The organism is Acinetobacter sp. YH12046, assembly GCF_013419905.1.
In the GTDB taxonomy this organism is placed as follows: domain Bacteria; phylum Pseudomonadota; class Gammaproteobacteria; order Pseudomonadales; family Moraxellaceae; genus Acinetobacter.
Genome location: NZ_VOZF01000001.1, coordinates 127,257 through 148,414 on the forward strand (window position 1 = coordinate 127,257; position 21,158 = coordinate 148,414).

The window sequence follows — 21,158 nt, forward strand, 5'->3', positions numbered from 1 at the left end:
ACTTCTAACAAGACAAAGATTAGAGACATGACATGCGCGTAGATATTTGGTCAGATGTGGTCTGCCCTTTTTGCTATATTGGTAAAAAACGGCTGGAAGCTGCTGCAAAGGAAAGCGGAATTGAACTTGAAGTCCATTGGCATAGTTTTCAGCTAGATCCTGAAGCGCCAGTCCGTCAGGAAGTTTCCAACTCTGAGCGTTTGGCACAAAAATATGGCCGTTCAGTGGCAGAAGTTGAAGACATGCAGCGCAATATCGCAGCCATGGCCAAACAGGAAGGCATTGAATTTAACTGGGAAGGTGCCAACTCTGGCAATACCTTGAATGCGCATCGCATCATTCACCTGGCACAAAGCAAAGGCTTGGGCAATGAAGCTCAGGAAGCTTTTTTCTACAGCTATATGACGCAAGGCCTGCCAATTGGTGAACGTGAAACGCTGGAAGATGTCGCGGCGCGTATTGGCCTGAACCCGGTTGAAGTAGATGATTTACTCGACTCGGATGAATTTGCGGATTTTGTTAAGTTTGACCAGGAAGTAGCGCATGACCAGCTCAAAGTTACCGGTGTTCCGTTCTTTGTATTTGATCAACGCATTGCTTTGGCGGGTGCTCAGCCGAAGGAAGTTTTCTTGCAAGTTCTTGAAAAAGCTTTAGAGGAACCACAACAACAGCCAGCAGCTGATCAGTGTTCTACAGATGCTTGTGATGTTCCGGCAAAGCCTGAGTAAAAACTAAATCAAAAAATCCCCATTTAAGATGGGGATTTTTTTATGAATGATGTGAATTATTCAACCAGAAAACTGATCTTTAGATTGACACGATATTCGGTAATTTTATTGTCATTAATCACGACTTTCTGTTCATTGATCCAGGCACCTTGAACATTTTTGATCGTCTCTGTGACTTTTGCGATGCCACTTTGAATTGCATCCTCAAAGCTTTTACTACTGCTTGAATTGACTTCTACCACTTTTGCAATTGCCATGATTCAACACTCACTCTGTGAAGATAGAAGCATTCATCTTAGTCGATTTAAATTTCTCTACAGCTCCTAGCAAACAAGTAATAGCAAAAACTTACAGGGAATGAACAAATACTGATCTGCCCTTACTGCTTTAAAAAAAATTTAAATCTGGATCTCTAGTTTTAAATAATCAACAAATAAATGTTTGCTTAAAAGCTTCTAAAACATCTAGAAAATGTATAAAAAACAATCCAAAACCATCTAGAGCAAATATTCTAATATATTGTTTTATAGAGTATTTTATCTAAATTTAGTTGCTTTTCTTGCCGATTTGATCATTTTTTATTAATTGCCATTTGATATTATTTTTCACGTGATTTAGGACTAACTTTTTTTCTTGTTCAAGCTCTTGAACACCCAGATATCAAAAGGTCATGTTATGAAAACTGTTAAATTTTTATGCGCAGCAACTGTGATGGCTTTTTCTCTACAAGCTTCAGCACAAATGGCTCAAGTGGTTTATCTTCCAGATTTCCCTGTGAGCAAAGCTCCAGTTAAAACTGTAGCTACAGATACTGCAACTGCAGAAACTGAAAAAGCGGCTTAAGTCTTTAAGCGAAATCTCCCAGCAGGCTGAATTATTCAGCCTGTTTTTATTTCAGGGCTCCAAAAATCTAACTTGTTCTTCTGTTTAGCGAGTATTAAGAATCTCATTATTTTTTATTTTATTTTGATTTCGTTCACTTTTTATTCAAAAACAACTACCAAATTCGCTTAAAAAATACTCAAAATAATCAAGTATTTTGTCGATCAGATGCTTATAATCAGAACCTGATCTTTTATGGATTTCAGACTTTCTTGTTATGAACCAGCTTCAAGCATTAATACAGGGAAAAATTTCTCCGCAGGCAATTTCTGTGGATTTTTTGATTGAAATGGCTGAGCGTTATCCAGATCCCAACTCTACCGAATATAAACTGGTAGAACTTGCGGTCAATATGATCATGGCCAAGTCACTGGATAAAGCACTCAAATATATCTAGAGAGCTAAAATGAATGCTTTAGAAAAAGCAAAGTTAATTAAAGAATTAAATGAATTGGGGCAGCAACTAGAACATAAATCCCTCAGTTTATATGAAGCCGCCCGAACCAAAAAACGGCTCCAGGATATTTTTCATCTCTGTGATGAACCTGTTTTTAAAAATCAGATTTTAAGTTTTAAATCCCGTGTCCAGCCTGAGCTGGCAGCACATCAGTTTGCGGCGAGCACCGAGTTTCATCACTGTTATCGCGGTTATTTTAAGAATCCTGTCCAGCTGCAACAGGCACTCACTGCACATTCAGAAACAGGCTGGGCCTTTTTGCATCAGCCACAACAAGGCTGGCAAATCTGGCTGGGTCCTGTAGAGCAAACTGATTTTTTACATAGTGAATGGGATGAATTAGCAAATTGCCATCACTGGCTTTTGCAGCAACAGCAACAAGACGCATATTTTCCTCTCGATCCCCAACTGGATATTCCGGCTTTATCTGTTCAGGATGCCGAATTCAATACGCTTACCCTAGAAATCGCGCGTTATCATCAGGGCAGTTTGCAGATCCAGACCAAGATCACTGTACCTCAATTGTCTAAAACAATTAAACCTGATTTAGACAGAGCAACTAGCGAAACAGAAGAAGCTAAAACAGCTGAGCTGTCTATAGAAATAGACAACACGGATAGTTCATCCTCTATTTTGATAATAGATGAAAATATTAATTTTCCTGAATCTATACAGCTAGGTAAATTCTCTGCCCTGCTGCATCCCTTAGAACATGCTGGAGCGACTATACGGCGTCTCTGTGCCCTAGAATTACAACCGACTGTCTCCCAACCGGCCGATCTGGAAATAGCGCTATATTATGCCGAGGAAGAGCACTGGCAGGCACGTCCTGTTTATCTCTCCATGCAGACCGATCAGCAAGGGCAAGGTCTGAAATATCTGATGCTCTTAGGCGCACCGAGCCTCTTGCAGGCCAATTCCTGTATCCAGCACTGGGGCACGCAACATGGACGGCGTTGTATAGAGATAAAATCCATATCATGGGCAGCTTTAGGTGCCTGTCTTGATCAGATAGATCTTTTCAGTGAAATATATCTGCAACAAGCCGAAACGGTCTGGATGCCTGAGGAAAGCTATGCCTATATTCCGGCTCGGTGTATTCATCAAAAGAAATTTATCAATTTTGAGGAAGCGCCCGCTGATTTTTCTACTCCAATTTTATTGCTACAGGAACATCAGAAAATTCGGGTGATTCATGGAGAACGTCGCCTGGCATTGTCCAATCAGGAAATCGCTTATCCTTATTTAATGCTCAAACGTGATAAGGATTTGAATTGGCAAAAAATTCATCAAATTGTTTTAGGATTGTCACAGCCGGTACGGGTTTTAGATCTTTATATGGCAATTCAGGCACAAATCATTAAATAATTGATGTAGTTATGTAGTTTATCCTTGCTTTTTTTCCTTATTTTTTAGAAAACTAGCGCAGTAAATAAAATACGATAAGAGCAAGAATCAACTCATGCGAATAAACCAAATTACTCGAATCTTATTGCTATCACTTGGCGTGGGATTAAGTAGTAGCCCAGTTTGGGCAGAAGCATCTCCTACAGAACCTGCAGAAACAGAACAGCCTACAGGTACAGGTACAGGTACAGGTACAGGTATTTTAGATCAGATTCCACGCTTGATCGATGCCACGCCTACGATTTTACCTGAACAGTCAGATGAAGCGATGGTGCCCACCACCGAAGAAACAGAAGATAAATCTTGGGCCGACAAAAAGCAGAAAAGAATCCGTGAATGGGCAGACCGCACCGCACATAAGATTGATAACTGGTTTGGCCAGACCAACCCGGATGAGCCAGCGACTGCGACCTTGCGAATTATCCTGGATAATAGCTGGGACAAATATGAAAACTATGAAATCAAGCCGAGGATTCGAGGAAAAATCAAGCTTCCCACCTTGGAACAAAAGTTAAGTCTGGTCTTTGGTGATGACAGTCTGGATAACGAACTGGACACCAATGTCGCGATTACCAATGAAAATCCTGGCAATTCCCGGGATAAAAATCTGGATATTCGCCGTACCCGCGAAAACAACAGCTCACTTGCACTCCGCTGGTCAGAATTTTCAAATGGCCTACCTTTCGACAGCGATCTGGATCTGGGGGTACGTTCTGGGGATGATATCTATGTACGAGCCAAAATCAGTAAAGACTGGGCGATGCAGAATGATTTCTCTTTTCATGCTGAACAGATTTATCGCTATGGATTGCAGAGCGAAAACTATTTGCGAACTAACCTGGAACTGATTCATGCCCGTCCCAATGAGGCCTTTTTTTCCAATCAGTTAAATCTGACCTATGCAGATGAGCAAGAAGACGATCTGACTTGGGACAACTATACCTTCAGACAGCATCAATTTTTCCAGGGCAACCGCTTTAACTATGGCATCTATACGGGCGGCTATCTGGATGATAAAGATTTACGCTTAAATCGCTGGGGACCTTATATGTCCTGGAGACAGCCTTTCTTACGTGAATGGTTCTTTGTGCAAGGCGACCTGAACTATCTGAATGATGACCGACTGGACCGAAGCCATTATCTGGGTGCGATGGTACGTCTTGAGGCCATTTTCTAAATTTGAACAAATCCGAAACTATAAAAGCCCATAAAATATGGGCTTTTTAATGTCTGAATCCAATAAGTTTTTATTGGCGGTGCTCAACCGTTGTAAAGGCAATTCGATCACTACGAATCACACGTTTTTGCTGCAAAGAAGGCTGTTCCATCTGTGGCATATTCCATACTGCGCGGTCGGTACGCTGCATTCGTTTTACTTTTGGCGCTTCTTTTTTCATGGGTGCCTGAAAACTAATACGATCGCTACGAGTCACTTTTTTGGACTCAGTATCGGCCATTGTGGCTGCGCTCATTGACATCAGAATGACTGTACTCAGACTCATCATCAGTGATTTTTTCATGGGAGAATTCTCTAAACTTAATAATCGTTATTATAAATTAATATATAAAATATTATCTATTTTTCAGATTTAAAACTTAAAGGTATTTTTTTATTCTGGCTATCGTTTTTTTAAATTATTAAAAGAAAATTAAAGTTTTAATAGCTAATTTCAGAACATAAAAAATCCCTCCGTAGAGGGATTTTTGAAATATAAAAATTAACCCAACAATAGGCTGTTAATACGTTTTACATACTCAGCCGGATTTTCTGGTAGACCACCTTCTGCAATCATCGCCTGATCAAAGATAACATTGGCCAGATCATCAAACTGGGCAGAACCTTCCAGTTTTTTCACCAGTGGATGTTCCGGGTTGATCTCCAGAATCGGCTTCACATCAGGTACAGGCTGACCTGCATCTTTCAGCATACGGATCAGTTGTGGAGAAAGCTCCCCTTCCCCTGTGACCAGACACGCTGGAGAGTCGACCAGACGAGTTGTTACACGCACCTCTTTCGTTTTATCTTTCAGAGAATCAGTCAACTTTTCAACCACAGGTTTGAACTGTTCAGCAGCAGCTTCGAGTGCTTTCTTCTCTTCCGCATCTTGCAGATCACCTAGATCGACTGCACCCTTAGATACGTTTTGCAATGGCGTACCATCAAACTCATGCACGAAGTTCATTGCCCATTCATCGACGCGCTCTGACATCAGCAATACTTCAATGCCTTTTTTCTTGAATACTTCCAGTTGCGGTGAGTTTTTCGCAGCATTCAGGCTTTCAGCGGTAATGTAGTAAATCGCTTTCTGGCCTTCTTTCATGCGTGCTTTATAGTCTGCCAATGAAGTGCTCACCTCATCATTGGTCGAAGTTGCATAGCGCAGCAGTTTCAAGATACGTTCGCGGTTACCGAAATCTTCACCCAGACCTTCTTTCAGCACCGCACCAAATTCGCGGTAGAAAGTTTTGAAGTTTTCCTGATCTTTTTCATCTTCAGATTTTGCCAGATTATCCAAAGTGGTCAGAATACGGCGAGTGTTACCTTCACGGATGGTTTTCACATCACGGCTTTCCTGCAGCAATTCACGGCTCACATTTAATGGCAGATCGGCACTGTCTACCACGCCCTGTACAAAGCGCAGATAGTTTGGAATCAGGTTATCCGCATCATCCATAATGAAGACACGTTTCACATAGAGTTTGATGCCGGCCTTGGCTTCACGAGTGAAAATATCCTGTGGCGCTTTGCTTGGGATATAAAGCAGTTGGGTATATTCAGTACTACCTTCAACACGGTTATGCGCCCAAGCCAATGGTGCAGCAAAATCATGGGTTAGGTTTTTATAGAATTCGGTATATTGCTCTTCAGTAATCTCAGATTTATTCCGAGTCCACAGTGCGCTGGCCGAGTTAATCGCTTCCCACTCATCGGTCTTCACATATTGACCGCCTTTTGGTGTTTCACCTTCAGCAGCTTCTTCTTCCTGACAGACTTCTTTTTGCATCTGGATTGGCAGGCTGATGTGATCTGAGTATTTATTGATGATCTGTTTGACTTTATAGCTTTGCAGATAATCCAGTGCATCTTCACGCAGATGCAGGATAATATCGGTACCACGACCTTCTTTAGTGATCTGTTCAACTTCGAATTCACCAGTACCGCCACTGATCCAGCGCACCCCTTCTGAGGTATCCGTACCGGCACGACGTGATTCTACAGTAATCTTATCAGCCACAATAAAGCCTGAGTAGAAACCGACACCAAACTGGCCAATCAGCTGCGCATCAGCTTTCTGATCACCCGTCAGTTTTGACATAAAGTCTTTGGTCCCTGATTTGGCAATCGTCCCCAGATTTTCAATGGCTTCTTGCTGACTTAAACCGATCCCGTTATCTGAAATGGTAATAGTTTTATTTTCTGGATCGAGGCTGACACGAACGCGAAGGTCAGGATCATTTTCATAATATTCAGGATGGTTGATCCCTTCAAAACGTAATTTGTCACACGCATCTGAAGCATTAGAAATTAATTCACGCAGGAAAATTTCAGGATTTGAATAAAGCGAATGGGTCACGAGGTGCAGTAACTGCGCTACCTCAGCCTGGAAACTGTGTTTTTGTACGCTTAAATCGCTCATGAATCACTCCTATTATTTTAGATACAGATGTTAACTGCTGCCTATATGAATGGAGTGAGTTCAATAATTTTCAATAGCCTCAAAATAATTTTTTCGCAAAAAATATTTTTATGGCTTTCATTTTTATCAGTTTAATTGATGGGATGGACAAGACTTAATAAGGCCCCATTTTATAGATACGATCAAAATGCAGATCCAGCTGCTGCTGACGCATGTTATAGACCTGACTCAAGCAGGATACGGATTCCTGGCAACGGTCACGAAACTGCAGCCATTTCACCTGATCGCGTTGAATCACCGAACGTGTTCCCATCGGCACCATACGGCGCAAGATGTTATAGCTGGTACTCATTTTGACATCAGCATCATTCAGCAAACGATGTTCACAAATTGTTTTCTCAGTCGCGGTTGTCGCTTTCTGACAATTAAAACTGGCAGCATAACTCTGTGAAATAAACAGCGTGCTGAAGATCAAAAGACTCTTCGACAAAAAACTCATGCTTTGATCTTCCTTATTATTAAGTCGTATTCAATTAATATTTACTTTATTCGTTTTAATATATTTGAGTATTGCCAATCTGCTCAATTTCAATACGTTATAAATCGTTGTTATTTTGAAAAAAAGCCCCATGCAGGATGAGGCTTTTGGAAAAAATGAACCAAAAAATTGGAGCTTAGAATTTATAGCTATAACCGATCGTATAAACCCAAGGATCGATTCCAAATTCACCTAAATTAATTTTTGTCCCATCAGCAGTCTTTGCTTCCAGATCTGTATCTAAGTCTGCATAACGTGCATCAACAAATACACCCCAGTTTTTTGCATCCGCTGGCTGGAAGTTAAAGCCGACTTGGCCAGCTACCCCATAAGCAACATCTGCATCAAGCTTTGCTACACCTAATGCGTCTTTTGCAGTTTGGCTAAATTCTTCATCCCATGGAATGAATACTGTAGCACCTACACCGATATATGGAGTAAAGCGGCTTGAATTTTTAAAATTATATTTGGCTGTAATCGTTGGTGGTAGATGTTTTAATGATGCAATTTTCACATCACCCGCCATCTCAACATCATGTTTAAATGGGGTAGCCAATAATAATTCGGCTGAAATATTGTCATTGAAGAAATATTCGACTGAAGGAGTAAAATTGAGTTCGCTACTTGCTTTAGCATCTTCAACTACACCAGGAATCAGGTCAGTTTCCTGAGTAGGCGCTAATACAGAAGCCCCCACTTTCACTTGCCATTGCCCTGCCATCGCAGATGCTGAAAGACCCATTAATGCAATTAGAGCTACTTGCTTTAACATTTTAAAATACCCCCAAGGGAAGAATAATTATTAAGAAAATATTTCTTAATTAATAATAAACACGGCTTAAATTAATATGCAATAGAGATTATAAAACTAATTTTTATTTATTATTTAAGTATATGTAATTATTAAATATTTATTTTAAATTGACTATATTGGTTGGCTTTAAATACCCAGTAAATTAATCAGATTAAAATAATAATATTCAGAGTAAAATAATCAGGTTTATATTAATTTTTTATTTAAATATATATTTTAAATACATCTTATAGTTTATTTTAAATCTAGGCAAATCTGCTCCGATTTATATCAGAGCAGATTAAAATGAACTTACAGAACCATGGCTGCAATCCAGCCAAAAATGATAAGCGGAATATTAAAATGAATGAAGGTTGGAACCACACTATCCTTCATATGGTCATGCTGACCATCCATATTCAGACCGGATGTTGGGCCTAAAGTTGAATCTGATGCTGGAGAACCGGCATCGCCCAAAGCAGCCGCAGTCCCAATGATCGCAATAGTTGCTGCAGGACTAAAACCAAATTGAATACAGAGCGGTACATAAATAATCGCCAGAATCGGAATGGTAGAGAATGATGAACCGATACCCAGAGTAATCAGCAGACCAATCAACAACATTAAAAAGGCGGCAAGTGCCTGGCTATTACCAATCCAGTCAACCGACGCTTCAACCAGCGCAGGAACCTGTCCTGTTGCCTCAATCACGGCAGCAAAACCTTGCGCGGCAATCATGATAAAGCCAACCAGGGCCATCATACGCATACCGGTGATGATCACATCATCTGCTTCTTTCCATTTAAAGATTCCGGCACAACTCAAGATTGCGACACCGACCAGACCGGCAAGAATCATGGAATCTGAATAGAGCTGTACCACAAGAGTTGCAATCACCGCGATCGCTGCCATCCAGATGGTCAGTTTGGCAATTTGCGGTTTCGCTGATTTTTGTTCTACACCCAGTTCAGCAGAGATACTTTGCTGCTGTTCCACATGGATATCTTTATAGAGACGCGGCTTACGGTAGCTGATAAACATGGCCACCAGCAAACCCACGAACATACCTGAGACCGGAATCGCCATCGCAGCGGGAATCTGGTCATAAGTAATCTCAAAGCCATAAGGTTTACCAAAGGTATTGATGTTATGGCCCAGAATATCATTCAGGAAGATGGCACCAAAACCGACTGGAACCAGCATATATGTTCCCACCAGACCAAAGGTCAGCAGACAGGCCACCAAACGGCGATCCAGCTTCAGATGGTTAAATACCAGCAATAATGGTGGAATCAGAACCGGAATAAAGGCAATGTGTACCGGAATCACGTTTTGTGAGAAAACGGCAGCCAATGCGACGGTACAGAAGATCAGATATTTAACCTTGTTCTGTGCCTTTTCTGATGCCTCACCTTTTAAGGTGGTAATCATTTTATAGGCCAGCAAGTCAGGCAAACCGGAACGTGCCAAGGCCAAAGCAAAAGCACCCAAGATGCCATAAGCCAAGGCAATTTTAGCGCCGCCGCCCAGACCATTGTTAAATGCATCTAAAGTTCCCTGGAGGCCAAGACCTGCCAGCAAACCACCCGTAACAGCACCAATGACCAGGGCAAAAACCACAGGTACACGTGCCAATGAGAGTCCAAACATGACTCCAATAGCAGCAAGAATTGCGAACATAATGAATTGGGAATGAGAGAAAACGGCTATTTTATCAGAAAATCCGGATAAAAATTCTTCCACTTATCCCTTGCCGAGTCACGTTCCCAATCTCCGTATCAGATGGTCGCTGTTAATTTCTGCTGAATAAAATTATGAATCAGATGAGCCACCTGTTCCGGCTTGCTTAGGATAGCCCAGTGATTGGCATTCAGTTCTACCCGGGAAAAATCTTCCACCCATTTTGGCATTTCATCAATCAGATCCGGGCCAACAAACTGGTCCTTTTTGAGCACAATTGCCTGTACCGGACAGATCGCAAAACGCTGTCTAGGTCGAGATAAACGTGGTAGAAAGTTCGCCCGATACAGATTGACGCCATATTTGCCGTCTTTGACAATATTCTGGTTTAGCGGCAGATTATCCTGCTGTTCCAGCTGACTGATCATTTTGCCCCAACGTTCTGCATTAAAGAAATTCCATGCTGTAGGTGCTATAAAAGGCAGCTGGAATACCGCGATATACCAAGACTTGGTCATCTGTTTAAAAAACTTGGCCTTATACTGTTTAAACTGTTCACGCATCCAGAAAGCAGCATGATCCAGACATGGACCTGACATGGTGCTAAAAGACAAAATCCGGCCTTTAAATTTAGGTTCGGTGACTGCTTCCCAAGCCTGGATTGACCCCCAGTCATGAGCCGCAAGGTGGAAAGCTCGTCCTGGCAAGACCTGATCGACCACTTGCTCTAAATCTGCACACAGACGTTCCAGACGATAATCCCGAATTTTCTTGGGAACGCTGGAGTCTCCTGCTCCGCGCACATCATAGGTCACCACAAAATAATCCTGAACGAGGTGAGAAATTACCGCTTCCCAAACATCCTGATGGTCAGGATAACCATGAACCAGCACCAAAGCCGGTCGCTCAGGCTCACCCCAGGTTTTCACATAGAGACGTTGATGATCGCTGGTATCTACCCACTGGCTATGTCTTTGCATAGATGTATCCTTATTCGCTGATTGACTCTTTTATTGTTGAAATAGGCACGATTTATCAATGCCAGCTTATTTTTGTTGTTCTAGTATGCATACAAGACCAGAAAAAAGAATATCCGCATGAGCCTATTACGAAAAATTCAGCAACTGCCTTTATTATCCAAATTTATCCTGAATCGCTATGCCCCTTATCGTGGAGCAGGCATTGTCATTGATGAAATGGACTTTGCCAATTATCACGTTCGCGTGAAAATGCCACTGACTCGCAAGAATCAGAATATTGTGGGAGTACATTTTGGTGGCAGCCTGTATTCCATGGTCGACCCTTTTTATATGTTATTGCTGATGCATCATCTTGGTCCGAAATACATTGTTTGGGATAAAAGCTCTACCATTCAGTTTCTGGCGCCAGGACGCGGAACAGTCTATGCTGACATCCGGATTTCCAAGCAGGAAGTACAAACAGTAAAAGAACTGGCAGCTAACCATAGTCCGGTTTATCGCCAGTATCAGCTTAATATTTATGATGATTCCGGTGTGCGTATCGCTGAGGTACAAAAAACCGTTTATATCCGCCTTAAACAGAGCAAAGGCAAGCCTCGAGAGGCTAAATAACAAAATATGAATAAACTAAAAGCGCCATGGAGGCGCTTTTAAATCGATCTGGAAGATAGTTCTGTCGATTAACGACGACGGTTATTCTGTTCGATCGCTGCACCAGCACCACCACCGATGGCACCACCAATTGCAGCCCCACCTGTACCGCCAAAGATGCTTTTACCCACTGCAGAACCTACAGCACCACCGACACCACTATAGGTCGCATTACGGTTTGAACCACCTTGAGCTTTACTACCGACTGCTGCACCGGCACCACCGCCAACTGCTGCACCAACACCACCACCTACTCTGTTACCTACACCACCACCCACTGCACCACCGAGCGCAGCTGCGCCAATACGCTGATCTTTAGCAGACATATTTTCACAGCCTGCCAACATAAAAGTGGAGATAGTTGCAACAGCCATTACGCTCATTAACTTTTTCATGATCTTGGCCTTCCTTCGTGCTTTGACTTAAGATTAACCTGATTTTAAGGAGCGATTCATAACAAGATGTTAAATCTTGAAACCCTCATGATTTATTTTGTAAAGAGCGCATGAAAGATCATGTTTTATTGATGATTTCTCCATATTTAGGACAAGTAACCACCAGATAATCTGATCTTTTCTAGCGATATAAATATGAATAATTTTAGGAAATAAAAAAGCCACCCGAAGGTGGCTTTTTAAAATGATTTAGCGGCTAATTACAGACCGTTAAATTCATCGCTGAATGCTTGGCTCAACGCCTGGTCTACATCAGAGAAGTCATTGTGCAATTCAAATTCTGCAGCTTCTGCTTCCTGACGACGACGCTCTAAGTGATAAGCCAGGCCTGTACCCGCTGGGATCAGACGACCTACAACTACGTTTTCTTTCAGACCGCGTAAATCATCTTCTTTACCTGTTACAGCCGCTTCAGTTAACACACGAGTGGTTTCCTGGAACGATGCAGCAGAGATGAACGAGTCAGTAGAAAGCGACGCTTTGGTAATACCCATCAATTGACGTTCAAACTTCGCAGGGAACTTGTTCTGCGCAAGAACAGCTTGGTTCTCTTGCATCACACGGATGTAATCCACTTGTTCACCTTTGATAAAGCTTGTATCGCCACCGTCAGTGATGTCCACTTTACGCAGCATTTGACGTACGATCACTTCAATATGCTTGTCGTTGATTTTTACACCTTGCAGACGGTAAACGTCCTGAACTTCGTTCACGATGTAGTTAGTCAACGCCACTTCACCTTTCAAACGTAAGATGTCATGCGGGTTCTGTGGACCATCAGAAATAGTTTCACCACGGTTCACATGTTCGCCTTCGAACACGTTAATGGTACGCCATTTCGGAATCAGCTCTTCGTAGATCTCAGAACCATCATCCGGAGTAATCACCAGACGGTTTTTACCTTTGGTCTCTTTACCGAAACTTACAACACCTGAAACTTCTGCAAGGATTGCATGTTCTTTCGGTTTACGCGCTTCGAACAAGTCAGCAACACGTGGCAGACCACCGGTAATATCACGAGTACGTGAAGATTCTTGTGGTACACGACCAATTACGTCACCCACACCAATTGTTTCGCCATCACGGACAGAAAGAATGGTGTTTTGTGGCAAGAAGTAGAACTGTTCACCGCCGTCTACTGTGTCAAGCACAACAGCTGGACGTAAATCTTTACCAGAAGCAGGACGTGCTGTTACAGGCAAAATTTCAACAGTGGTCATACCAGTTGCATCATCAGTTTTCGATGTTGCAGTTACACCATCAGCAATCTGGCTGAAGCGAACTTTACCAGCTACTTCTGTAACCAGTGGATGTGTATGCGGATCCCAAGTCGCTACGATACCGCCTGCTTCTACAGCTTCACCATCTTTCAGCAAGATAGACGCACCATATGGCAGTTTGTAACGTTCACGTTCACGGCCTAAGTCATCTGCAATACCGATTTCACCTGAACGTGAAGTTGATACCAAGTGACCTTTGGCATGTTGTACAGTTTTTACGTTATGGAAACGTACAGTACCTTTATTACGAACTTGTACGCTGTTTGCAGCAGAAGTTCGGCTCGCAGCACCACCTACGTGGAAGGTACGCATGGTTAACTGTGTACCCGGCTCACCAATTGACTGAGCAGCCATAACACCCACAGATTCACCTGGGTTTACCAAGTGACCGCGTGCAAGGTCACGACCGTAACATTTCGCACAAACACCGAAAGTAGATTCACAAGATACGACTGAACGTACTTTAACTTCATCGACACCTTGCTCTTCCAGGTAGTTTGCAAGTTTTTCATCGATCAATGTGTTACGCGGCAGAATAACTTCTTCAGTACCCGCACGTTTCACATCTTCAGCAACTACACGACCCAGTACTCGAGTACCCAGGTTCTCGATCACGTCGCCGCCTTGAATGAACGGAGTCATGACAAGACCAGACAACGTACCACAATCCGGCTCAGTGATAACCAAGTCTTGCGCAACGTCTACCAAACGACGAGTCAGGTAACCAGAGTTCGCTGTTTTCAGTGCTGTATCGGCCAAACCTTTACGCGCACCGTGTGTTGAAATGAAGTACTGAAGTACGGTCAGACCTTCACGGAAGTTCGCTTTAATTGGTGTCTCAATGATCGAACCATCCGGTTTCGCCATCAGACCACGCATACCAGCCAACTGACGAATCTGAGCTGCGGAACCACGGGCACCAGAGTCAGACATCATGTAGATGCTGTTGAATGATTTCTGTTTCTCGTCTTCACCCTGTTTGTTCTTAACAGTTGTGAATGACAAGTTGTCCATCATCGCTTTCGCTACCTGGTCGTTAGTACGCGCCCAGATATCGACCACTTTGTTATAACGTTCGCCGGCAGTTACGAAACCTTGTTCGAACTGTTGTTCAATTTCACGAACTTCAGCTTCGGCTTTCCCGATAATCGCTTGTTTTTGTGGTGGAATGACCATGTCTTCCATACCTACAGAAACACCAGAACGAGTCGCTTGACGGAAGCCAAGGTACATCAATTGGTCAGCGAAGATAACAGTGTCTTTCAGACCCAGTTTACGGTAGCAAGAGTTGATTAACTTAGAGATGTTCTTTTTAGTCATCTCAACGTTAATTTGCTGGAAGTCCATACCTTCAGGCACAACTTCCCAAAGCAGACAGCGACCAGGAGTTGTATCTACGATAATCGTTTGCTGTTCACGTTCGCCGTTTTCGTTGATCACGGTTTGGTGTACACGTGCTTTCACGCGAGCGTGCATATCTACCTGACCAGTCGCAAGCGCACGGTTCACTTCGTCAGTATCCGCGAACACCATGCCTTCACCTTTGGCATTTACTGCATCACGAGTGATGTAGTAAAGACCCAAGACAACGTCCTGAGACGGTACGATGATTGGCTCACCGTTCGCTGGAGACAGAATGTTGTTAGTCGACATCATTAACGCACGAGCTTCTAACTGAGCTTCAAGTGTTAATGGTACGTGTACCGCCATTTGGTCACCGTCGAAGTCGGCGTTGAACGCAGCACATACGAGTGGGTGAAGACGGATCGCTTTACCTTCAATCAGAATAGGTTCAAATGCTTGAAGACCTAGACGGTGAAGGGTCGGCGCACGGTTCAACATTACTGGATGCTGACGAATCACAGAGGCAAGAACATCCCAAACTTCTGGAGTTTCACGTTCAACCATTTTCTTCGCAGCTTTAATGGTTGTTGCTTGACCAGATGCTTGCAGCTTCGCAAAGATGAATGGCTTGAACAGTTCAAGCGCCATTTTCTTAGGAAGACCACATTGGTGTAAACGCAGGCTTGGACCTACGGTAATTACCGAACGACCAGAGTAATCGACACGTTTACCCAACAAGTTCTGACGGAAACGACCTTGTTTACCTTTGATCATATCTGCCAAAGATTTAAGCGGACGTTTGTTCGAACCTGTAATTGCACGACCACGACGACCGTTATCCAGCAATGCATCTACAGATTCTTGCAACATACGTTTTTCGTTACGTACGATGATATCTGGAGCCGCAAGGTCAAGAAGACGTTTTAAACGGTTGTTACGGTTGATCACACGACGGTAAAGGTCGTTCAGGTCAGAAGTCGCGAAACGACCACCTTCAAGTGGTACAAGCGGACGAAGATCTGGTGGAAGTACAGGAAGTACGTTCATCACCATCCATTCTGGCTTGTTGTTCGAATCGTTGAATGCTTCCATCAATTTCAGACGTTTAGAGGCTTTTTTAAGCTTAGTTTCTGAAGTTGTATTTGGAATTTCTTCACGAAGACGCGCAATTTCAGCTTCAAGATCGATATCTTTAAGCAAGTCTTGAACCGCTTCTGCACCCATTTTCGCAGTGAATTCATCACCGTGTTCTTCTAACGCATTGAAGTATTCTTCATCGTTCAGAAGTTGGTATTTCTCAAATGGAGTCATACCTGGGTCAGTTACAACATAAGATTCGAAATACAATACGCGTTCGATATCACGTAGCGTCATATCTAATAAAAGACCAATACGGCTAGGCAGTGATTTCAGGAACCAGATGTGTGCAACTGGAGAAGCCAGTTCGATGTGACCCATACGCTCACGACGAACTTTCGCAGTTGTTACTTCAACGCCACATTTTTCACAAATGACGCCTTTGTATTTCATACGCTTGTATTTACCACACAAACATTCGTAATCTTTTACTGGACCAAAGATTTTGGCACAGAACAAACCGTCACGCTCAGGCTTGAACGTACGGTAGTTAATGGTTTCTGGCTTTTTAACTTCACCATGAGACCACGACTTAATCATTTCTGGTGACGCAAGACCAATACGGATGCGATCAAACTCTACAGGAGCATGACCGTCGGAATCCGTCTTTTTGCGCATGATATCGAGCAAGTCTTTCAATTTTTTTCTCCGTGTGTCGAGGAGATTTTCACTTCCCGACTGGGTCACAAATATTGTTTTTTACTGAAATTCGGGAATCTCAAGAATCCCCCTAAATCCCCCTTTATAAAGGGGGGACTTTCTCCCCTCTTTCTTAAAGAGGGGTCGGGGGAGATTTCTTAGTCACCATTTTTCAGTTCAATGTTGATACCTAAAGAACGGATCTCTTTGGTCAATACGTTGAACGATTCAGGCATACCTGGGTCCATATAATGGTTACCATCTACAATGTTCTTATAGATACGGGTACGGCCTTCAACGTCATCCGACTTCACAGTAAGCATTTCTTGAAGCGTATATGCTGCACCGTATGCTTCCAGTGCCCAGACTTCCATCTCACCGAAACGCTGACCACCGAATTGTGCTTTACCACCCAGCGGCTGTTGCGTTACTAGAGAGTAAGAACCAGTAGAACGCGCATGCATCTTGTCGTCAACCAAGTGGTTTAGTTTCAGCATGTACATGTAACCTACAGTTACAGGACGGTCGAAACGTTCACCAGTACGGCCATCATACAATACAGTTTGACCCGTACGTGACAAGCCAGCAAGCTCAAGTAATTCTTTGATCTGACCTTCTTCAGCACCATCAAATACTGGAGTTGCCAGAGGAACACCTTTACGCAAGTTACCAGACAGTTTCAAGATTTCTTCATCAGTCAGGCTGTCAAGATCTTCTTGCTGACCGCCAACCTTATTATAAATCTTGTCTAGGAAATCACGCAGTTCAAGAACTGTACGCTGTTCTTTCAGCATCTTATCGATTTGATCGCCAAGACCTTTAGCAGCCATACCCAAGTGAGTTTCCAGAATCTGACCGACGTTCATACGTGATGGTACACCGAGCGGGTTCAGTACGATATCTACTGGTACACCATTGGCATCGTGCGGCATGTCTTCAACAGGCAGGATGTTAGAAACTACACCCTTGTTACCGTGACGACCCGCCATCTTATCACCAGGCTGGATACGACGTTTAACGGCCAGGTAAACCTTAACAACTTTCAATACGCCAGTTGTCAGTTCGTCACCTGTAGAAAGTTTGCGTTTTTTCTCAGCAAATTTCTCATCAATTTCAAGGCTCTTCTCTTTTAAGAACACTTGAATTTGAGTTAAACGTTCAGCAATTGCTTCATCACTTGGTTGGATATCAAGCAGATCAACCAGCTCTAAACCAGATAACAATTCTTCAGACAGTTTGTCACCGCGTTTAGTAGTACCGCCACCGTTAGATTCCTGACCTTTCAACAGACGGACAATACGTTCGCGTGCTGCTTCTTCGAAGATTTTGTATTCTTCTTTCAAGTCTTTACGGTAAGCATCCAGCTGAGCTTTTTCAATTGCCTGAGCACGTTCGTCTTTCTCAAGACCGTCACGTGTAAACACTTGAACGTCGATCACAGTACCTTTAGTACCCGATGGAACACGTAAAGAAGAGTCTTTTACGTCAGCCGCTTTTTCACCGAAGATTGCACGAAGCAGTTTTTCTTCAGGAGTTAACTGAGTTTCACCTTTAGGCGTTACTTTACCTACCAGGATGTCACCCGCGGTCACTTCAGCACCGATGTAAACGATACCTGACTCGTCCAGTTTAGAAAGCGCTGCTTCACCCACGTTCGGGATATCGGCAGTAATTTCTTCAGCACCCAGTTTGGTATCACGTGCAACACATGAAAGTTCCTGGATGTGAATAGACGTTAAACGGTCTTCTTGAAGAACACGCTCAGATAACAAGATCGAGTCTTCGTAGTTGTAACCGTTCCAAGTCATGAACGCTACACGCATGTTTTGACCCAATGCTAGCTCACCACCATCAGTTGATGGACCGTCAGCCAGAACGTCGCCACGACCTACTTTATCGCCCAGGTTCACAAGAACTTTCTGGTTGATACAAGTGTTCTGGTTAGAACGTGTGTATTTGATCAGGTTATAGATATCTACACCTGCTTCGCCCGCAACCATTTCGTCTTCGTTGACACGAATTACAACACGCGAAGCGTCAACAAATTCAATACGACCACCACGTTTCGCGATTACACATACACCAGAGTCATGTGCTACGTTCGCTTCCATACCGGTACCAACCAGTGGTTTGTCAGCGATTAACGTAGGAACAGCCTGACGTTGCATGTTCGAACCCATCAATGCACGGTTGGCGTCATCGTGCTCAAGGAACGGAATCAGTGATGCTGCTACAGATACAACCTGTTGAGCAGATACGTCCATATGCGTCACTTTTTCAGGAGGCATACGTACGAATTCACCTTGGTGACGTACAGAAACGAATTCTTCAGACAGGTTGCCGTCTTTATCTACTGCAGAGTCGGCCTGTGCAATCACAGTACCTACTTCTTCAATCGCAGACAGGTATTCAACGTCATCAGTTACGCGGCCATCAACCACTTTACGGTATGGAGTTTCCAGGAAACCGAAGTTGTTACATTTGGCGTAAACAGACAGAGAGTTGATCAAACCAATGTTTGGACCCTCAGGAGTCTCAATTGGACATACACGACCATAGTGAGTTTGATGTACGTCACGTACTTCGAAGCCCGCACGTTCACGAGTCAAACCACCAGGCCCAAGTGCTGATACACGACGTTTGTGGGTAATTTCAGATAACGGGTTGTTTTGGTCCATGAACTGAGACAACTGGCTTGAACCAAAGAATTCTTTGATTGCAGCAGCCACTGGCTTCGCATTGATCAGGTCTTGCGGAGACAGATTATCAGTTTCAGCTTGAGACAAACGTTCTTTAACAGCACGTTCTACACGAACCAGACCGACACGGAATTGGTTCTCAGTCATTTCACCCACAGAACGAACACGACGGTTACCCAAGTGGTCGATATCGTCGACTTCACCTTTACCGTTACGGATTTCTACTAATGTTTTTAATACATCAGTGATATCTTCATTCGAGAGAATGCCTTCAACTTCGCGTGACTTCTGATCAGTACCCACTTCGTAAGGACGACCCAAACGACGGTTGAACTTCATACGGCCGACTGGAGACAGATCATAACGCTCAGAAGAGAAGAACAGGTTGTTGAACAGGTTCTCAGCAGCTTCTTTTGTTGGTGGCTCACCTGGACGCATGACTTTGTAGATTTCTACAAGTGCTTCATCACGGCTTACTGTGGTATCAGCACGTAATGTATCCGCAATGAATGGACCACGGTCGATATCGTTAGTGAACAGGATGTTGAACTGTTTCACGCCGCCTTCTGCAATTTTCACCATAATTTCATGGCTTAGAACAGTATTGGCTGCAATCACATCACCATCTTTCAGTGGGATGTCTTCAGCAGTGATACGTTCGTACAGGTATTCATCAGGAACAGAAAGCTTCTCAAGACCAGATGCTTCCATTTGACGTACATGACGTGCGTTAATACGTTTACCTTGTTCAACAATGACTTTGCCGTCTTTGTCAGCAATGTCGAACTGTGCCATTTCGCCGCGCAGGCGCTCTGGAACAAGGTCAATCTGGTAGCTACCCATGTCCAGATACACAGGTACTTTCTCGTAGAACATGTCGAGAATTTGTTCGTTGGCATAACCCAGCGCACGAAGCACCACAGTCGCAAGCAATTTACGACGACGGTCAATACGTACGTAGACCAGGTCTTTGGCATCGAATTCAAAGTCTAACCATGAACCACGGTAAGGAATGATACGAGCTGAATAAAGGACTTTACCGCTTGAGTGAGTTTTGCCTTTATCGTGGTCAAAGAATACGCCCGGTGAACGGTGCAATTGCGATACGATTACACGCTCGGTACCGTTAATGACGAAAGTACCGTTGTCTGTCATAAGCGGCATTTCGCCCATGTAGACTTCTTGTTCACGTACGTCTTTGATTGATTTAGTTTCGCGATCTTTCAGGATCAAACGAATTTTTACGCGCATTGGTGCTGCATAAGTTGAGCCACGAAGGATACATTCGCGTACATCAAACTCAGGCTTACCAAGACTATACTCAACGAATTCTAAAGCAGCATTGCCAGAATAACTTTCAATAGGAAAAACTGAACGAAATGCGGCTTGGAGACCGATATCTTCGCGGTTTTTTGGTGATTTGCCATCTTGTAAGAATGTTCTGTACGAGTCGACTTGAATCGCGAGCAGGTACGGAGCATCCATGACGCTAGGCAATTTACCAAAATTCTTACGGATCCGTTTCTTTTCGGTATATGAGTATGCCATCTGGAGTCCTCGGAAAGTGTAAACCAAGCCCGCCTGCAGAACGGGCTCAGAAGGAATTACGCTGGCCGATATGGCCACCACTCTTTACAAATGCTGCAATTTTTAGTGGTATTAAAACGCTTAACAATATTTTTTTAATGAAAAATATTGGTAAGCGTTTGTTCATTATGTTTATTTTTAATTTGTATGAATTTTATATCATGCAAACAAAAATCGAGCCGATTATTGTAACGCAAAAAGGCTGATGACCCAAGAGCCATCAGCCAATTTTTGGAGCCGATTATAAAAAAACCGGCTCCTTT

General features: G+C 43.3%; 17 protein-coding genes. 7 read left to right on the top strand and 10 right to left on the bottom strand.

What is annotated here, in order from left to right:
• Window positions 1-32 precede the first annotated feature (32 nt).
• Window positions 33-728 carry a DsbA family oxidoreductase gene (locus tag FTU03_RS00550; protein WP_179991975.1) on the top strand — a complete coding sequence of 232 codons (696 nt, stop codon included), beginning with the start codon at window positions 33-35 and terminating at the stop codon, window positions 726-728.
• A 56-nt stretch (window positions 729-784) separates the two neighbouring features.
• On the opposite strand, the gene FTU03_RS00555 is transcribed toward FTU03_RS00550, so the two are convergent.
• Window positions 785-985: a dodecin family protein gene (locus tag FTU03_RS00555; protein ID WP_179991974.1), complete on the bottom strand. Its 201-nt coding sequence runs from the start codon at window positions 983-985 to the stop codon at window positions 785-787.
• A gap of 418 nt (window positions 986-1,403) precedes the next feature.
• On the opposite strand from FTU03_RS00555, the gene FTU03_RS00560 reads away from it, so the two are divergent.
• From FTU03_RS00560 to FTU03_RS00575, 4 genes are all read left to right on the top strand, one after another.
• Window positions 1,404-1,571 (top strand): hypothetical protein, encoded by a 168-nt coding sequence (locus FTU03_RS00560; protein WP_166134776.1) that lies wholly within the window; start codon window positions 1,404-1,406, stop codon window positions 1,569-1,571.
• Window positions 1,572-1,827: 256 nt separating this feature from the next.
• A complete protein-coding gene (locus tag FTU03_RS00565; protein ID WP_004781696.1) occupies window positions 1,828-2,007 on the top strand; it encodes a hypothetical protein in 180 nt (59 codons plus the stop codon).
• Between the two features lie 9 nt (window positions 2,008-2,016).
• Window positions 2,017-3,435, top strand: coding sequence for a hypothetical protein (locus FTU03_RS00570; protein WP_179991973.1), 1,419 nt, complete (start codon window positions 2,017-2,019; stop codon window positions 3,433-3,435).
• 94 nt (window positions 3,436-3,529) lie between these two features.
• Entirely contained in the window at window positions 3,530-4,651 is a 1,122-nt protein-coding gene (locus tag FTU03_RS00575) for a hypothetical protein (protein ID WP_179991972.1), read from the top strand.
• 70 nt (window positions 4,652-4,721) lie between these two features.
• On the opposite strand, the gene FTU03_RS00580 is transcribed toward FTU03_RS00575, so the two are convergent.
• The 6 genes from FTU03_RS00580 to FTU03_RS00605 form a co-directional block, all read right to left on the bottom strand.
• Window positions 4,722-4,994, bottom strand: a complete 273-nt coding sequence (locus FTU03_RS00580) for a hypothetical protein (protein WP_179991971.1) — start codon at window positions 4,992-4,994, stop codon at window positions 4,722-4,724.
• A 198-nt stretch (window positions 4,995-5,192) separates the two neighbouring features.
• Window positions 5,193-7,112 carry a molecular chaperone HtpG gene (gene htpG, locus FTU03_RS00585; RefSeq protein WP_179991970.1) on the bottom strand — a complete coding sequence of 640 codons (1,920 nt, stop codon included), beginning with the start codon at window positions 7,110-7,112 and terminating at the stop codon, window positions 5,193-5,195.
• Window positions 7,113-7,266: 154 nt separating this feature from the next.
• Complete coding sequence (locus FTU03_RS00590; RefSeq protein ID WP_034170983.1) at window positions 7,267-7,611, bottom strand: lysozyme inhibitor LprI family protein; 345 nt, start codon at window positions 7,609-7,611, stop codon at window positions 7,267-7,269.
• Between the two features lie 175 nt (window positions 7,612-7,786).
• Window positions 7,787-8,422, bottom strand: a complete 636-nt coding sequence (locus tag FTU03_RS00595) for an OmpW family protein (protein ID WP_034706934.1) — start codon at window positions 8,420-8,422, stop codon at window positions 7,787-7,789.
• A gap of 333 nt (window positions 8,423-8,755) precedes the next feature.
• Complete coding sequence (locus FTU03_RS00600) at window positions 8,756-10,123, bottom strand: Na+/H+ antiporter family protein (protein ID WP_159123440.1); 1,368 nt, start codon at window positions 10,121-10,123, stop codon at window positions 8,756-8,758.
• A gap of 98 nt (window positions 10,124-10,221) precedes the next feature.
• On the bottom strand, window positions 10,222-11,103 hold the full coding sequence (locus FTU03_RS00605) for an alpha/beta fold hydrolase (protein ID WP_179991969.1): 882 nt from the start codon (window positions 11,101-11,103) through the stop codon (window positions 10,222-10,224).
• Window positions 11,104-11,220: 117 nt separating this feature from the next.
• Here FTU03_RS00605 and FTU03_RS00610 point away from each other — a divergent pair, with 117 nt between their 5' ends.
• A complete protein-coding gene (locus FTU03_RS00610) occupies window positions 11,221-11,715 on the top strand; it encodes a DUF4442 domain-containing protein (RefSeq protein ID WP_159123442.1) in 495 nt (164 codons plus the stop codon).
• A gap of 68 nt (window positions 11,716-11,783) precedes the next feature.
• Here the strand turns inward: FTU03_RS00610 and FTU03_RS00615 are convergent, their stop codons facing one another.
• The 3 genes from FTU03_RS00615 to rpoB form a co-directional block, all read right to left on the bottom strand.
• Window positions 11,784-12,149: a DNA transfer protein p32 gene (locus tag FTU03_RS00615; RefSeq protein WP_034170980.1), complete on the bottom strand. Its 366-nt coding sequence runs from the start codon at window positions 12,147-12,149 to the stop codon at window positions 11,784-11,786.
• A gap of 260 nt (window positions 12,150-12,409) precedes the next feature.
• Window positions 12,410-16,609 carry a DNA-directed RNA polymerase subunit beta' gene (gene rpoC / locus FTU03_RS00620; RefSeq protein ID WP_004781676.1) on the bottom strand — a complete coding sequence of 1,400 codons (4,200 nt, stop codon included), beginning with the start codon at window positions 16,607-16,609 and terminating at the stop codon, window positions 12,410-12,412.
• 158 nt (window positions 16,610-16,767) lie between these two features.
• On the bottom strand, window positions 16,768-20,856 hold the full coding sequence (rpoB, locus tag FTU03_RS00625) for a DNA-directed RNA polymerase subunit beta (RefSeq protein ID WP_004781674.1): 4,089 nt from the start codon (window positions 20,854-20,856) through the stop codon (window positions 16,768-16,770).
• On the opposite strand from rpoB, the gene FTU03_RS00630 reads away from it, so the two are divergent.
• The gene (locus FTU03_RS00630) at window positions 20,850-21,101 is read left to right on the top strand and encodes a hypothetical protein (RefSeq protein WP_034170979.1); all 252 of its coding nucleotides are present in this window, start codon (window positions 20,850-20,852) and stop codon (window positions 21,099-21,101) included. The genes rpoB and FTU03_RS00630 overlap by 7 nt on opposite strands.
• Window positions 21,102-21,158: the final 57 nt, after the last annotated feature.